This window comes from Streptomyces sp. NPDC006259, assembly GCF_042870975.1.
Classification (GTDB): domain Bacteria; phylum Actinomycetota; class Actinomycetes; order Streptomycetales; family Streptomycetaceae; genus Streptomyces.
Genome location: NZ_JBIAHY010000006.1, coordinates 203,118 through 218,311 on the forward strand (window position 1 = coordinate 203,118; position 15,194 = coordinate 218,311).

Here is a 15,194-nt window from a genome sequence, read left to right on the forward strand (position 1 = left end):
CGGGGCTCCGCGTCGCGCCGCGCGGGTCAGCCCTCCGGCATCGCCGAGGAGTGGTGGTTGACGATCTTCCAGGTGCCGCCGCGCTTCTCGTACTCGTACGTGTAGCGGGCCTGGACGACGCGCTTCTCGCCGGTGTCCTGGTCGGTGAGGGTGAACTCGTAGACACCGGTGTCGATCGCCGAGTTGTCGTCGAGGACGTTGACGATCGTCCGGATCTTCTTGCCGACCGGCTTGTTCGGCAGGAAGTGCTCGAAGTAGTCGACGATGCCGGCCCGGTCGGTGCGCACCTCGTTGGAGACGGTGGGCAGCAGGATCGCGTCCTTGGCGTAGAGGTCGGCCACCTGGTCCGGGTCGCCGGTCCGCAGCGCGGCGTTCCAGGTGTCGAAGAAGGACGCGATCTGCTTTCTCGTGGGCCTGGGGGACTCCTCGGGGCCGGCCGCGCTGACCCCGGCCGTCACCGTGGCGGCGGTGACGACGGCGGCGGCGGTGACGAGGGCGGCGCGTATGCGGGTCTTGCGAGTCATCGCAACTCCTGTGCGGAAGGTGCCTGTTGGGATGACTCAAGATTCACGTCCGGCCGGTTAGCGCCGGTGCAGCCCTGGTACAGGGGACGCCCAGGGGCCGTCCAATTCATGGCACCGCCTGTCTGGCGGGCGGTTGTCGGGCAGCTGATCCCCGTCCCGGCCACGGACCGGGCCGACGCCCGCCGAGCGACGGGACGCTCCGTGCCGACCACCGTCACCGGCCCGGCGAACGCCGACCGCGACGAGCGCCTCGGCGGAGCCGCCGAGCGGTCCGACCCCCGCGATGCCCGCCGGGGGCTACCTGACCGGGCCCGGTCCCAGCCGGCCGCCGATCTCCTCGGCCATCACGCGGCCCGCCTCGAACTCCAGGGTGTCGTCGCCGTCGCCCTGGTCGGTGTCCAGGCCGTCCAGTTCCTCCAGGGGCTGGTTGAGGCGGACGTGGGCCAGGACCGAGTGGAGGGCGCGCAGGGTCGCCGAGGCCGTGGCGCCCCAGTTGGAGAAGTAGGAGAACTGCCACCACCACAGGGCCTCCGAGGTGCGGCCGGCCCGGTAGTGGACCATGCCGTGGCGGAGGTCGGCGATGACGTCGGCGAGGTCGTCCGAGATGCGGGCGGGGACGGGCGCCTTGCGGGGCTCGTAGGGGTCGAAGACCTCGGAGTAGACGTCGATCGGCTCCAGGAGGCGGGCGAGGTTCTCGCGGAGTTCGTCCGGGTCCGGCTCGAATCCGGGGTCGGGCTCGTAGCGCTCGTCGGGGACGATGTCCTCGTGGGCGCCGAGGCGGCCGCCGGCCAGCAGCAGCTGGGAGACCTCCAGCAGGAGGAAGGGGACGGCCGAGTCCGGCTCGTCGCCCTTGGCGACCTCGGAGACGGCGACCAGGAAGCTCTCGACCTGATCGGCGATCTGGACGACGAAGTCGTCCGGGTTCGGCTCGGTCGCGTGCAGCGTGGCGTCAGACATCTAGGAGTCGTCTCCCCTCGAAGGCGCGGCCGAGTGTGACCTCGTCCGCGTATTCCAGGTCGCCGCCCACCGGGAGGCCGCTGGCCAGGCGGGTGACCTTCAGGCCCATGGGCTTGATCATGCGGGCGAGGTACGTGGCCGTCGCCTCGCCTTCGAGGTTCGGGTCCGTGGCGAGGATCAGCTCGGTGACGGCGCCGTCGGCGAGGCGCGCCAGGAGTTCCCTGATCCGCAGGTCGTCGGGGCCGACCCCCTCGATCGGGCTGATCGCCCCGCCGAGGACGTGGTACCTGCCCCGGAACTCGCGGGTGCGCTCGATCGCCACCACGTCCTTCGGCTCCTCGACCACGCAGATGACGGAGAGGTCGCGGCGCGGGTCGCGGCAGATGTTGCACAGCTCCTCCTGCGCCACATTGCCGCAGGTCGCGCAGAAGCGGACCTTCGCCTTGACCTCCATCAGGCACTGCGCGAGACGCCGTACGTCCGTCGGTTCCGCCTGGAGGATGTGGAAGGCGATCCGCTGCGCGCTCTTGGGACCGACGCCGGGGAGCCGCCCCAGTTCGTCGATGAGGTCCTGGACCACGCCTTCGTACAACGGACTGCCGTCCTTCCTGGGGTTCCTTGCAGTACGTACGGTAGTTGCCCGCCACCCGTCCTAGGAAGGCGGTGTGGGCGTCGCGTGGGCGACGGACATCGCGACGGCCGGGCTCCGGGCGGGGCCGCCGCCGGTCAGAACGGCAGACCGGGGATGCCGCTGCCGCCGCCGCCGAGGCCCTGGGCGAGCGGGCCGAGCTTCTGCTGCTGGAGGTTCTGCGCGTTCTCGTTCGCCGCCTGGACGGCCGCCACGACGAGGTCGGCAAGGGTCTCGGTGTCCTCGGGGTCCACCGCCTTCGGGTCGATCTTCAGGGCACGCAGTTCGCCGGCGCCCGTCACGGTGGCCCGCACCAGGCCGCCGCCGGCCTGGCCGTCGACCTCCGTGTTCGCCAGCTCCTCCTGGGCACGGGCCAGATCCTGCTGCATCTTCTGGGCCTGCTGGAGCAGCTGCTGCATGTTGGGCTGGCCACCACCGGGAATCACGATCGGCTCCTCTTTCGTGCCTTGGTCGGTGCGGTTCTTCCGCTCGCCACGAGCCTACGTGGTCTGTGCGGGTGTCGCCCCAGCACTCTTTCGAGTGAGTCTCGGGTGGGGCCTATACCTGATCAAGGCCCACTTCCGGACGGAAAAGAGGTGAAACCGTCCTCTTCGCCACCCATTGGGAGGTAGGAAAGGGTCCGGCGCATCGGCATCGGGAGCCACGGGGGCATCAAGTGGCATCGGGTGGCATCAGGCGTTACGCAAAGTGATCGGTCGGGATCAGTAGGGAGTGCCGGGTGGGTCAGCAGCCGGAGATGCAGCCCGAGGGTCCGCCCCAGGACGGGCGGGGCGAGGGCGCGGCCGGGCTGCGGCCGGGCGATCTGGCCGGGCGGGCCTTCCCGCTCGGGGACTGGGGCGAGCCTGCCGAGCGGCTCGACGAGCTGTACCGGTGGGTGGAGCGGGGGGCGCTGGACACGGCCGCCTGGTATCTCGCCGACCGGGTGTGGAAGCGGCGGGGGGCGCGGGTGCTGCGCGGCGGGGCCGCGACGGGGGCGGTGGCGGGGGCGGCGCTGCCGCTGTTCGATCTCACCGGGGCGATGGCCGGGATGGCGCCCTGGGGCTATCTGGCGCTGCTGGCGGCGGTGGCGTGCCTGGCCGTCGACCGGTTCTTCGGGGTGACCGCCGGGTGGATGCGGGACGTGGCCACGGCGCAGGCGGTGCAGCGGAGGTTGCAGGTACTGCAGTTCGACTGGGCGTCGGAGAGCGCGCGGGAGGTGCTGGGGCCCGCGGAGGGCACCGCCGGTGAGGCCGCGGAGCGGTGTCTGTCGGTGTTGCGGCGGTTCTCGGAGGACGTGACGGAGCTGGTGCGGGTGGAGACGGTGGACTGGATGGTGTCGTTCCGGACGGGAACGGCGCCCATGGGGTTGCAGGGCGTGGGTGTCTCCGGCGGTGCGGTGCGGGAGGCCGGTGTGGTTCCTGGGCGGATTCCGTTGCCGCCGGGGAGTGCGGGACGGCCGAACATGCCACGGCAGCGGCCGCCCGAGCCTCGGTGAGGTGAGGCGAGCGAAGGTGAGGTGAGGTGAGGCGAGCGAAGGTGCGGTGGGGTGAGGTGAACGGCTCGTCGTCGATCGCCGGACGGGCCGTCGCGGCCGGGGAGCCGCCGCCGTCAGCCTCGGGTGTACGTCAGCTTCTCGCCCGTCGTGGGGTTGAGGCGTTCCAGCCGGCCGTTCGGCAGGAGGGTCACCTCCGTCGCCGCGCCCGGGGAGCAGGAGGAGAGGGGCTCGCCCGTGACGACCTTGGAGGGGCCGAGCCGCAGAGCGGCCTGCGGCGTCGGGGCCTGGGCCAACGTGGCCGCGAACTCGCAGTGGTAGGCGTCCCCGTCGGCCACCAGGCGCAGGACCGTGTCGCCCACCTCGCCCTGGGTGAGGGTCAGGCGGCGGGTGTCGGCCTCGTTGATGGTGGCGGTCCAGGCGCCCAGGTAGGCCTCGGGGATCCCGCCGCCCTCCCGCGGTGACGAAGAGGGGGACGCGGACGGGGTCGGGGAAGCCGAGGGCGAGCCGGTCCCGGAGGCCGTGGGGGTCGGCGGTGCCGATGTCGTCGGGGCGGGGTCCGCCCCGGACGTGCCGTCGTCGCCGTTCATCACCGCGTACACCGTGCCGCCGGCGGCCAGCGCGACCACCGCGGCCACCGACACCAGCAGCGCCGTCGAGCGGCCGGCGCGGCGGGGCGGATCCTGGGGCTCGTCGGCGTAGGGGGCGCCGTACGCCCCCGGGCCGGCCGCGTACGGATTGTGCGGGACGGGGACCGGCATCGGTGCCTGCACCGGCATCGGCGCCGGCCGCCGGGGCGGGGCCGGGTACGGCTGGGGGTGGCCGTACGCCGGGTGGGTCGCGGCCAGGGTGGGGACGTGGTCCGGCGGGGTGGAGTGGGGCGGGGCGGCCTCCGTGAAGGTGCCTTCGGGGTTCTCCGTCTCCAGGAGCCGTACGGCGTGCCGGCCGAGCTGGGCGACCAGGGTGCCCGGCAGCCACGGGTCGCGGGAGCGCCCGTCGGCGACGGTGTCCTCCGCGCCGGTGTGCTCCAGGATCCACTCCAGCGTCGGCCGGGTCCCGGGGTCCTTGCGCAGGCAGGCGCGGACCAGGTCGGCGATGCCTTCGGGCACGCGCGCGAGGTCGGGCTCCTCCTCGGCTATGCGGAACAGCAGGGCGTGGACGCCCTGCTGTTCGGCGGAGCCGAAGGGGAGGACCCCGGTGGCGGCGTAGGCGAGGACGGAGCCCAGGCAGAAGACGTCGCACGCGGGCGTGATCCGATCGCCCCGCACCTGCTCGGGGGCCATGAAGCCGGGGGAGCCGATCACCGCGCCGGTCTGCGTGAGGCCGCCGTCGTCGAGACAGGTCATCGCGCCGTCGCCGGTCACGCTCTCCAGGGCCCGGGCGACGCCGAAGTCGATGACGCGGGGGCCCTCGATGGTGACCATCACGTTGGAGGGCTTGAGGTCGCGGTGGACGATCCCGGCCGCGTGGATGTTGGTGAGGGCGTGCGCGAGGCCGGCGGCGAGGATGCGCACCGACCGTTCGGGCAGCGGGCCGTGGTCGTGGCCCACCACCTGCTGGAGGCTGGGCCCGGCGACATAGCCGGTGGCGACCCAGGGCACGGTGGCCTCGGTGTCGGCGTCGAGGACGGGCGCGGTCCAGAACCCGCCGACCCGCTGGGCGTTGCGCACTTCCTGGCGGAACCGCGCCCGGAACTCCTCGCGCGCGGCCAGTTCGGGGCGGACCAGCTTCACGGCGACGGTCCGTCCGCGGTCCGAACGGGCGAGGAAGACCTGCCCCATTCCGCCCGCCCCGAGCCGCCCGAGCAGCCGGTAGCCACCGATCCGCTGCGGATCCCCCGGTCCCAGCTTCTCCATGGCAGCTCCGCCTTTCCCCCACAGATGCGATCGAGCCGAGAATAAACCGGCCCCTCAGGGAGTCGAGCGGTGTGGTGTCTACGGTTCCATAACGGGCGGCTCCGGATCGGACGGTCCCAGCTTCTCCAGCACCTGGGACAGCCGTTCCAGCAGGCGGACGGCCTCGGCCAGCTCCGCCTCCCCGCAGGCCTCGGCCAGCCGGTCGGCGAAGGCCGCGTGGCCGGGGTCGACGCGGGCGATCGCGGCGCGTCCCTCCGCCGTCGGCGCCAGCAGTTTGGCGCGCCGGTGCGCCGGGTTGGGGCGGTACTCCGCGAGTCCCCCGTCGACGAGCAGGTCGGCGACGCGCTGCACGCTCTGTCTGGTGATGCCCATGGCGCGGGCGATGCCGGACACGGGGAGCGGTTCGGTGAGGACCGCGCCGAGCACCTGCCACCGGGCGGCGGTGAGCCCGCAGGGCCGGGCCAGTTCCTCCGCGACGCCGAGGAACTGGCCGTTGAGCCGGAAGACGCCGAGCGCGCCCCGGCTGAGCAGGTCCTGCCGCTCCCGGCTCACCGTGCGCCGGCCTGCCGCAGGACGGCGTAGGCCTCCGGGTCGGAGTCGTGGAACAGCCGGTACCAGGCGTCGAGCACCTCACCGTCGTACACGCCGAGGAGGCGGAGGATCTCGCGGGCGAAGGCGACGGGCTCGGTGGGCCCGGCGGTGACGAGGTGTCCGTCGGTGACGGCGTCGGTGTCGACGTAGTGGCCGCCGCCCGCGTATCCGGTGGCGGCGAGGTAGAAGGAGACGGCGCTGGTGTGCGCGCGGTCGTCGAGCAGGCCGGCGCGGGCGAGTCCGGCGGTGGCGCCGCAGATCGCGGCGACGGGGGTGCCCGCGGCCAGGAACTCCCCCGCCGCGTGGGCGAAGGGCGCGAGGTCGTCGGAGGTGTCCCACAGGTCGGCGCCCGGCAGGATCAGCAGCGCGCCGTCCTCGGGGCGTACGTCCGCCAGCGCGAGGTCGGGCTGGACGCGGAGCCCGCCGAGGCTGGTCACCGGGCGGGTCGAGGCGCCGACCGTGCGGATCCGGTACCCGGCGCGGGCGAGGTGGGCGGTCGCGTGGCCGGTCTCCCAGTCGGCGAAGGTGTCGTAGACGGCGAGGTACACGGGTTCGCGGGGGGTGTGGCCGGTGTTCATGGTTTCTCCTCGACCGATGGAGACCTTATGACAGCATCCTGTCCACTTGCCAGCATGCTGTCAATGCCTTGAGCCGTACGGTCCGGTCCGGCGCTCTCCACGCCCGACAACCTGTCGCGGAATCCCCCCGTCCAGGGAACAGGACGCCGATACCCTTCCGCATCGCGGACATTTACGCTCGCCCGCATGACCCCTCAGACCGACCCCCAGACCGGCGCCGCCGTGAAGGCCGCGGACCGCGCCCACGTCTTCCACTCCTGGTCCGCGCAGGAACTCATCGACCCGCTCGCCGTGGCCGGCGCCGAGGGGTCGTACTTCTGGGACTACGACGGCAAGCGCTACCTCGACCTCACCAGCGGGCTCGTCTACACCAACATCGGCTACCAGCACCCCAAGGTCGTCGCCGCGATCCAGGAGCAGGCCGCGCACCTGACCACCTTCGCGCCCGCCTTCGCCGTCGAGGCCCGCTCCGAGGCGGCCCGGCTGATCGCCGAGCGCACCCCCGGCGACCTCGACAAGATCTTCTTCACCAACGGGGGCGCCGACGCCGTGGAGCACGCGGTGCGCATGGCGCGGCTGCACACCGGACGCCCCAAGGTGCTGTCGGCCTACCGCTCCTACCACGGCGGCACCCAGCAGGCCGTGAACCTCACCGGCGACCCGCGCCGCTGGGCCTCCGACTCGGCCACGGCCGGGGTCGTGCACTTCTGGGCGCCGTTCCTGTACCGCTCCCGCTTCTACGCGGAGACGGAGGAGCAGGAGTGCGCGCGGGCGCTGGAGCACCTGGAGACGACGATCGCCTTCGAAGGACCGGCGACGATCGCCGCGATCGTCCTGGAGACGATCCCCGGCACGGCCGGGATCATGGTGCCGCCGCCCGGCTACCTGGCCGGCGTGCGGGAACTGTGCGACACGTACGGGATCGTCTTCGTCCTGGACGAGGTCATGGCCGGGTTCGGGCGCACCGGCGAGTGGTTCGCGGCCGACCTGTCCGGGGTCGTGCCCGACCTGATGACCTTCGCCAAGGGCGTGAACAGCGGATACGTGCCGCTGGGCGGCGTCGCCATCTCCGGCGCGATCGCGGAGACCTTCGGCAGGCGGCCCTACCCCGGCGGTCTCACCTACTCCGGACACCCGCTCGCCTGCGCCGCCGCCGTCGCCACGATCGACGTGATGGCGCAGGAGGGCGTCGTCGACAACGCGAAGAACCTCGGCGCCTCCGTCGTCGGACCGGGGCTGCGGGAGCTGGCCGAGCGCCACCCGAGCGTCGGCGAGGTACGCGGCGTCGGCATGTTCTGGGCGCTGGAGCTGGTGAAGGACCGCGAGACGCGCGAGCCGCTGGTGCCGTACAACGCCGTCGGTGAGGCGAACGCGCCGATGGCCGCCTTCGCGGCCGCCGCCAAGAAGGCCGGGGTGTGGCCCTTCGTCAACATGAACCGCACCCACTTCGTGCCGCCGTGCAACGCCGACGAGGCGGAGCTGAAGGAGGGCCTCGCGGCACTGGACACGGCGCTGTCGGTGGCCGACGAGTACACCGCATAGCCCGCGGGCGGCCCGCCCGCGTCCGGGCTCCGCGCACAAGTCCCCGCATTCGTCGAACGCGTAAGGTGGCGTGCTCGTACATACCGACGAGCACGCCGTCGGCCGATGGCGCTCACGCCGTCGACCGGCGTACGCGACGAGGACGAGGGAGACGCCCCGACCATGCCCGGCAGCAGCGGCAACGGCGCCGTGACCCGCAGCACCCTGCGGCAGCAGATCGCCGACGCGCTTCGCGACGAGGTGCTGGCGGGACGGCTCCAGCCGGGCCAGGAGTTCACGGTGAAGGAGATAGCCGAGCAGTACGGCGTCTCCGCCACCCCCGTCCGCGAGGCGCTGGTCGACCTGTCGGCGCAGGGGCTGCTGGAGGCCGACCACCACCGGGGCTTCCGGGTGCACGAGTACTCCGTGGCCGACTTCCGGGGCATGGTCGAGGCGCGCAGCCTGGTCATCGAGGGGATGTTCCTCGCGCTGGACGCGGACGGGCAGCGCCTGCGGAACCCGGACGACCCGCGGATCGCGGCGGCCGTCGCGGGGGTGCGCCGACGCGGCGAGGAGGCCCAGCGGGCCGCCGCCGCCGGTGACCTCACCGTGCTCATCGGCTACGACCTGCGGTTCTGGCGCGAGCTGAGCGCCCTGTTCGGGAACCCCTATCTCGCCGACTTCCTGAACCGGCTGCGCGTGCAGACCTGGGTGTGCCTGGTGCAGCATCTGCGCCGGCTCTCCGAACTACGCGGTCACCTGTGGTCCGGCCACACCGAACTGGTCGATGCCCTGTATCGCCGCGACACGACCACTGCCCGCACGATCCTCGCCTCGTACAACACCCACACCCTCGCGCTGATCGAGCGGCTGGCGGCCGGGTGAGCGGGACGGACACCGCCGAGGAGTCCCACGGCTCCCCCGAGTCCCGCGCGACCACCGAAACCCACGGCTCCCCGGAGTCCCGCACGACCATCGCCTCCCACGTGACCACCGAGTCCCGCGGAACCACAGCCCGCCGGGCGGTCCCGGACCTCTCCGTCGTCGTGCCCGCCTACAACGAGGAACGCCGGCTCGGCCCCACCCTCGACGCGCTCGTCCGGCAGCTCGCCGCAGCCGGGGACCGGTGGGGCGACTGGGAGATCGTGGTCGCCGACGACGGTTCCACCGACGCCACCCGCGAGATCGTCACCCTGCGCCGCGACCCCCGGCTGCGGCTGATCACCAGCCCCCGCAACCGCGGCAAGGGGCACGCCCTGCGGCTCGGCGTGGGCGCCAGCCGGGGGCGGCGCGTGCTGATCACCGACGCCGACCTCGCCGTACCCGCCGCCGAGCTGGAGCGGCTCGACGCGGCGCTCGCGCGGGGCAACGCGGCCGCGGTCGGCTCCCGGGCCGTGCCGGGGGCGACACTCGGTGACCGCCGGCACCCGGTGCGCGAACTCCTCGCGGGCGCGGGCAACCTGCTCATCCGCACGACGGCCGTGCGCGGGATACGCGACACCCAGTGCGGGTTCAAGCTGTTCGACGGCGAGAAGGTCCGCGCCGCGTTCGCCGCGTCCCGGCTGGACGGCTGGGCCATCGACGTGGAGGTGCTGCGCCACTTCCAGCGGGCGGACTGGCCGGTCGCCGAGGTCGCGGTGCACTGGTCGCACCGGCCCGGCTCGAAGATCCGCCCGCTGGACTACCTCCGCTTCCCGCGCGACCTGATCCGCCTGCGCCTCCCGCTCCCCGGCCCCGCCGACGCCGTCGCCGCGGCCCTGTTCCTCGCCCTGTCCGTCGCCCTCTACGCCGGCCGCTTCTTCGACCCGGCCCACCGCTACCTCACCGACTCCCTCCAGGACCAGAACCAGTGGGAGTGGTTCTTCGCGGTGACCGCCGACAACATCGCCCACCTGCGGAACCCGCTGTTCAGCGACCTCCAGGGCGTCCCCGACGGCGTCAACCTGATGGCGAACACCGCCATGCTCGGCCTGTCGGTCCCGCTCACCCCGGTCACGCTCCTGTGCGGTCCGGCCGTCGCCCTCAGCCTGGCGACGACGCTGGGCCTCGCGGCCACCGCGACGGCCTGGTACCGGCTGATCGTGCGCAGGCTCGTGCCCCAGCGCGGGGCGGCCTTCGCCGGCGCCGCGCTGGCCGCCTTCGCGCCGCCGATGGTCAGCCACGCCAACGCCCACCCCAACTTCGTCGTCCTGTTCATGATCCCGGCGATCCTCGACCGGACCCTGCGGCTGTGCGCGGGCACCCGGGTCGTCCGCGACGCGGTCGTCCTCGGCCTGATGGCGGCCTACCAGGTCTTCCTCGGTGAGGAGGCGCTGCTGCTGGCCGCGCTGGGCATGCTGCTGTTCGCCGCCGCCCACACCGCCGTCCGGCCCCGCGAGGCGCGCGCGGCCGTACGTCCCCTGCTGCGCGGCCTGGCGATCGCCGCGGCCGTCTGCCTGACCCTGGTCGTCTACCCGCTGGCCTGGCAGTTCTCCGGCCCCCAGAGCTACACCCACCTCGACCACGGCCCCGGCGCCGCCAACAGCGTGCGCGCCCTGCTGACCTTCGCCGAGCGGTCCCTGCTCGCGGGGGACGCCGACCGCGCCGACGCCCTCTCCCTCAACCCGACCGAGCAGAACGCCTTCTACGGCTGGCCCCTGCTCCTCCTCGCCCTCGCGATCACCGTCGCCCTGTGGCGCCGGCCCGTCGTCAGGGCGCTGGCGTTCACGGCGGCCGCCGCGGCCGTCCTCTCCCTGGGCACGCGCGTCCGCGTCCCGCTGACCGGCGCCGAGGTCCCGGGCCCGTGGGCCCCGCTGGCGGGCCTCCCGCTGCTGGAGTCGGTCATCGTCAGCCGCACCGCGCTGATCTGCGCCCCCGTCCTCGGCATGCTGCTCGCCCTCGCGATCGGACGGCTGGCGGGAGCCCGCTCCCTGGGCACGCAGTACGCCGGCCTCCTCGCCGTCTGCCTGGCCCTGCTCCCCCTGATCCCGGCCCCGCTGCGGTCCGAGCCGCGCGCCGAGGTGCCCGCCTTCTTCACGGACGGCGCCTGGAAGGCGTACGTCCGCCCCGGTGAGTCCCTCGTGCCGGTGCCGCTGCCCGAGCCCACCGCCGCGGCGGCCCTGCACTGGCAGATCGCCGCCGGCCTCGGCTTCCGGATGCCGGGCGGCTACTTCAACCGGCCCTACGGCGACGGCGACCGCAGCGGCGTCTACGGCGTCCCGCTGAACTGGACGGCGAGCCTGCTGAAGGACGTACGGGAGACGGGCGTCGCCCAGGTGATCGACGACCGCGCGCGGGACGAGGCCCGCCGGGACCTCGCGTACTGGCGGGCGGGCGCGCTCGTGCTCACCCCGCAACCGCACGACGGGCCGCTTCGGGCCACCGTGGACAAGCTGGTGGGCCGCCCCGGTAGGTGGGTGGCCGGAGTGTGGGTATGGGACCTGCACGAGGGGGAGCCGACGCGGGACGCACCGGCTACCCTTCCCAGTTCGGGCAATGGGAAGCAATGACCGCGCGACACCCTGAGTGAGGAGCCCTCTTTGGCCTGTGACCTGTGGCTGGTGCCGCTCGTCGACGTGTTGTGCCACACCCCCGACAATCCGTTCGCCGAGGAACTCGCGCAGTACAACAAGGTGCTCGCCGAGTCGGGACTCCCGCCCGTGCCGGTGTACCAGTACATGCCGGGCCTGTCCGGAGACGTCGCCCCGGTGGCCGGCTTCGACTACGACGCCCTGCACTTCCTGCGCCGCGCCTACCTGCTCCAGGTGTGCGGACTGCCGGTGACCCCGGTCGACGACCTGGGGGGCGACTACGAGCAGCTCCTGGAGATGTTCGAGTCGACGGCCCAGCAGTCCCACCTGGTCTGGCACTACGACCACGCGGGCGCCTACGTCCCGGTCGACTTCCCGCAGCCCCTGTCCAACGACGAACTCCTCGCCGGCGGCGGCCCGCTGGGCTCCGCCCAGTCCCTGCTGCGGGAGCTGGAGTACGTCGCCCCGTCGATCGGCATCGATCCGGCCAACCCGCCGGCCGCGCCGCAACCTCCGGCCGCCCCGACGGAGTTGGAGGAGCCGGCCGTCGCGCCCCCGTACGATCCGAGCCCGTTCGCCCGCGAGCGGCACGTGTGGCTCGGGCTGCACGCGGCGGCCACCCGGAGTCTGGCGCAGGGGTCGATGATCGTCTTCAGCTGAGCCGACGGGCTCCGGCCCCGGACCCGCCCGGACCGGCGTCAGCGGCCGAGCTGGGAGAGCCCCTTCTGCACGTCGTCACTGTTCATGATCGGCGTGTAGGAGATCTCCGCACCGAGGTTGAGGAAGAACGGCTCGCTGATCACCGGCATCTGGGAGCTGTCCTGCATGTCGAAGACCAGGTAGGCCGTGCGCTTGCCGTCATCGGTCGTGAAGTAGGCGGCCTCGGGGTGGATCTGTTCCACCGTCTCCTGGATCAGCTTTCCCAGGGTGCCGTTGCGGATGGCCTCGTTGGCCCTCTCCGTGTCCATGGATGCCTTGAGCAGTACGCGCATCGCACTCACCTTCTCCTGGTCGACGCGCGGCGGTCTGGGTTCAGCCTAAGCCCGTTCACGGCATATCTCCCGACGAGACCGGGGGCCGCCTCCCGCGTGCGCGGAAGGCGGCCCCCGGTCGGCCCCCGGCGGTCCCCCGGGTGCCTCGGACCGCCGATCAGATGAACGAGTTGATCTGGATCGTCTCGTCCCGGCCCGGACCCACGCCGATCGCGGAGATCGGGGCGCCGGACATCTCCTCCAGCGCCTTGACGTAGTCCTGGGCGTTCTTCGGCAGGTCCTCGAAGGTCTTGGCCTTCGTGATGTCCTCGGACCAGCCCGGGAGGTTCTCGTAGATCGGCTTCGCGTGGTGGAAGTCGCTCTGCGAGTACGGCAGCTCCTCGACGCGCCTGCCGTCGATCTCGTACGCCACGCAGACCGGGATCTGTTCCCAGCCGGTCAGGACGTCGAGCTTGGTGAGGAAGAAGTCGGTCAGGCCGTTCACGCGGGTCGCGTAGCGGGCGATGACCGCGTCGAACCAGCCGCAGCGACGGTCACGGCCGGTGGTGACACCCCGCTCGCCACCGATGCGGCGCAGCGCCGCGCCGTCCTCGTCGAACAGCTCCGTCGGGAACGGGCCGGCGCCGACCCGGGTCGTGTAGGCCTTGAGGATGCCGATGACCCGGCTGATCTTCGTCGGGCCCACGCCGGCGCCGGTGCAGGCGCCGCCCGCGGTCGGGTTCGACGAGGTGACGAAGGGATACGTGCCGTGGTCGATGTCCAGGAGCGTGCCCTGGCCGCCCTCGAAGAGGACCACCTTGTCATCCTCCAGGGCCTGGTTCAGCACCAGGACCGTGTCGGCGACGTACGGGCGGAGCTTCTCCGCGTAGCCCAGCAGTTCCTCGACGACCTGCTCGACGGCGATGGCACGGCGGTTGTACAGCTTGGTCAGCAGCTGGTTCTTGACGTCGAGCGCCGCCTCGACCTTCTGCTCCAGGATCGACTCGTCGTACAGGTCCTGTACGCGGATGCCGACCCGGTTGATCTTGTCGGCGTAGGTCGGGCCGATGCCCCGGCCCGTGGTGCCGATCTTCCGCTTTCCGAGGAAGCGTTCCGTCACCTTGTCGACAGTCACGTTGTAGGGCGTGATGATGTGCGCGTTGCCGCTGATGAGCAGCTTCGACGTGTCGACGCCTCGCTCGTTCAGACCGCTCAGCTCGGAGAGCAGGACCGACGGATCGACGACGACTCCGTTTCCGATGACGGGCGTACATCCGGGCGACAGGATTCCGGAAGGGAGGAGGTGCAGTGCGTACTTCTGGTCGCCCACGACGACCGTGTGGCCGGCGTTGTTGCCGCCCTGGTATCGCACCACATAATCCACCGAGCCGCCGAGCAGGTCGGTGGCCTTTCCCTTGCCCTCGTCACCCCACTGAGCACCGAGCAGCACAAGTGCGGGCACGCGCGTACACCCCTTCCGGGTGGGGCATGTCCAGGGTCAGGGGCGTACGCGGAGGCTCTCACCACCGCGTGCACCACGACCGTCGTCGGTCGCGGTACCGCGACCGTCATTGGCCGCCACGCGACCGTTGCCGGCCGCACACCGTCGGACCCGGATGCCCCGGAATAGACGAAGCCCCTGGCGCAATAGCGCAAGGGGCTCTTGCACAAAGATGCTACCCGAGGAAGCGAGGCAGGACCGAGGTGGCGACTTTCGCGACGCCGGACCAGCTGCTGGTGATCATCGATCCGGTCGCCCGGAGGACGGACGGAGAGTCCGTACGGATCGCGAAAGACGTGCTCAGCGCGGGTGCGGCCACGAAAGTGTGCCTCCCCGAGGACGTGGAGGAATTCGACCGCGTCCTCGCGCGCCGCGGCTCGCGGCGACCCGTCGTGATCGGTGACGACCGTGCGCTGATGCGAGCGGTGGCCCTCCTGCACCGGCGGCGGGAGCTGGCCGAGTGCGTGCTGTCGATGGTGCCCGTGGGCAGCTCCCTGAGCGTCGCGCACGCCCTGGGGGTGCCCCTGGGGGCGGTCGCGGCGGCGCGGGCCGTCCTGGACGGCACCGAGCGGCGCCTCGACCTGCTCGTCGACGACAGCGACGGGGTCGTCCTGGGCGCACTGCGGATCCCGCCGCTGTCCGACCCGGACGACCGGCGGGACGCGGACGGCGTACGGCCGTGGCTGCGGACCTGCCGGTCCCTCGTCCGCACCCTGGTCCCGGCCCGGCCGGTCCCCCTCCCGCCGGCACCCGGCCCCACACGGCTCCGGGTCGAGGTCGACGGGGTGACGCTGGTCGACCTGGACCAGCCCGTGGAGGCGGTGTCGGTGACCCCGGACGCCCCCGGCACGGCGGTCGTGGCGGTCCGCCCGGTCTCGGTGGGCGCGGAGGCCTCCCCGCTGGAGGCCCGCGGCCGGACGGTGACGGTGTCCGGAGCGGACTTCCGCTACCGGGCCGACGCGGCGGTGGCGGGACCGGTACGGCGACGGACATGGGTGGTCCGCGAGGGCGCGCTCGGTCTGGTGCTGCCGGGGCGGTGAGCGGGAGGGCCCGCCCCCCGGGGGGA

15 protein-coding genes are annotated in these 15,194 nt (G+C 72.7%); 6 read left to right on the plus strand and 9 right to left on the minus strand.

The features are described from left to right. Positions 1-26: 26 nt before the first annotated feature. The 4 genes from ACFYO5_RS25445 to ACFYO5_RS25460 all read right to left on the minus strand — a co-directional run bounded on the left by ACFYO5_RS25445 (position 27) and on the right by ACFYO5_RS25460 (position 2,555). On the minus strand, positions 27-524 hold the full coding sequence (locus ACFYO5_RS25445; RefSeq protein WP_388712755.1) for an SgcJ/EcaC family oxidoreductase: 498 nt from the start codon (positions 522-524) through the stop codon (positions 27-29). A gap of 297 nt (positions 525-821) precedes the next feature. Beyond that, a complete protein-coding gene (locus tag ACFYO5_RS25450; RefSeq protein WP_356560742.1) occupies positions 822-1,481 on the minus strand; it encodes a DUF5063 domain-containing protein in 660 nt (219 codons plus the stop codon). Next, a complete protein-coding gene (gene recR / locus ACFYO5_RS25455; protein ID WP_356560744.1) occupies positions 1,474-2,073 on the minus strand; it encodes a recombination mediator RecR in 600 nt (199 codons plus the stop codon). Before recR ends, ACFYO5_RS25450 begins: the two co-directional genes overlap by 8 nt. Before the next feature lie 134 nt (positions 2,074-2,207). Next, a complete protein-coding gene (locus tag ACFYO5_RS25460) occupies positions 2,208-2,555 on the minus strand; it encodes a YbaB/EbfC family nucleoid-associated protein (protein ID WP_073495821.1) in 348 nt (115 codons plus the stop codon). A gap of 311 nt (positions 2,556-2,866) precedes the next feature. On the opposite strand from ACFYO5_RS25460, the gene ACFYO5_RS25465 reads away from it, so the two are divergent. Beyond that, positions 2,867-3,604, plus strand: coding sequence for an SLATT domain-containing protein (locus ACFYO5_RS25465; RefSeq protein ID WP_388713660.1), 738 nt, complete (start codon positions 2,867-2,869; stop codon positions 3,602-3,604). A gap of 113 nt (positions 3,605-3,717) precedes the next feature. On the opposite strand, the gene ACFYO5_RS25470 is transcribed toward ACFYO5_RS25465, so the two are convergent. The 3 genes from ACFYO5_RS25470 to ACFYO5_RS25480 form a co-directional block, all read right to left on the minus strand. After that, positions 3,718-5,457 (minus strand): serine/threonine-protein kinase, encoded by a 1,740-nt coding sequence (locus ACFYO5_RS25470; RefSeq protein WP_388712760.1) that lies wholly within the window; start codon positions 5,455-5,457, stop codon positions 3,718-3,720. 78 nt (positions 5,458-5,535) lie between these two features. Beyond that, the gene (locus ACFYO5_RS25475; RefSeq protein WP_388712763.1) at positions 5,536-6,009 is read right to left on the minus strand and encodes a MarR family winged helix-turn-helix transcriptional regulator; all 474 of its coding nucleotides are present in this window, start codon (positions 6,007-6,009) and stop codon (positions 5,536-5,538) included. Next, positions 6,006-6,626, minus strand: coding sequence for a type 1 glutamine amidotransferase family protein (locus ACFYO5_RS25480; protein ID WP_388712766.1), 621 nt, complete (start codon positions 6,624-6,626; stop codon positions 6,006-6,008). The genes ACFYO5_RS25475 and ACFYO5_RS25480 overlap by 4 nt, the downstream gene beginning before the upstream one ends. 186 nt (positions 6,627-6,812) lie before the next feature. Here ACFYO5_RS25480 and ACFYO5_RS25485 point away from each other — a divergent pair, with 186 nt between their 5' ends. The 4 genes from ACFYO5_RS25485 to ACFYO5_RS25500 all read left to right on the plus strand — a co-directional run bounded on the left by ACFYO5_RS25485 (position 6,813) and on the right by ACFYO5_RS25500 (position 12,316). Then, complete coding sequence (locus ACFYO5_RS25485) at positions 6,813-8,168, plus strand: aspartate aminotransferase family protein (RefSeq protein ID WP_388712769.1); 1,356 nt, start codon at positions 6,813-6,815, stop codon at positions 8,166-8,168. Positions 8,169-8,330: 162 nt separating this feature from the next. Then, positions 8,331-9,032 carry a GntR family transcriptional regulator gene (locus tag ACFYO5_RS25490; protein WP_388713663.1) on the plus strand — a complete coding sequence of 234 codons (702 nt, stop codon included), beginning with the start codon at positions 8,331-8,333 and terminating at the stop codon, positions 9,030-9,032. Positions 9,033-9,133: 101 nt separating this feature from the next. After that, positions 9,134-11,635: a glycosyltransferase gene (locus ACFYO5_RS25495; RefSeq protein WP_388713666.1), complete on the plus strand. Its 2,502-nt coding sequence runs from the start codon at positions 9,134-9,136 to the stop codon at positions 11,633-11,635. A gap of 30 nt (positions 11,636-11,665) precedes the next feature. Beyond that, entirely contained in the window at positions 11,666-12,316 is a 651-nt protein-coding gene (locus ACFYO5_RS25500; protein ID WP_356560757.1) for a hypothetical protein, read from the plus strand. A gap of 38 nt (positions 12,317-12,354) precedes the next feature. Here ACFYO5_RS25500 and ACFYO5_RS25505 read toward each other — a convergent pair whose 3' ends face one another. Together ACFYO5_RS25505 and ACFYO5_RS25510 are read right to left on the minus strand one after the other, a co-directional pair. After that, positions 12,355-12,648, minus strand: coding sequence for a hypothetical protein (locus ACFYO5_RS25505; RefSeq protein WP_388712772.1), 294 nt, complete (start codon positions 12,646-12,648; stop codon positions 12,355-12,357). Positions 12,649-12,805: 157 nt separating this feature from the next. Beyond that, on the minus strand, positions 12,806-14,089 hold the full coding sequence (locus tag ACFYO5_RS25510; RefSeq protein ID WP_356560761.1) for an adenylosuccinate synthase: 1,284 nt from the start codon (positions 14,087-14,089) through the stop codon (positions 12,806-12,808). A 242-nt stretch (positions 14,090-14,331) separates the two neighbouring features. Here ACFYO5_RS25510 and ACFYO5_RS25515 point away from each other — a divergent pair, with 242 nt between their 5' ends. Beyond that, positions 14,332-15,168: a diacylglycerol kinase gene (locus ACFYO5_RS25515; protein ID WP_388712776.1), complete on the plus strand. Its 837-nt coding sequence runs from the start codon at positions 14,332-14,334 to the stop codon at positions 15,166-15,168. Positions 15,169-15,194 lie beyond the last annotated feature (26 nt).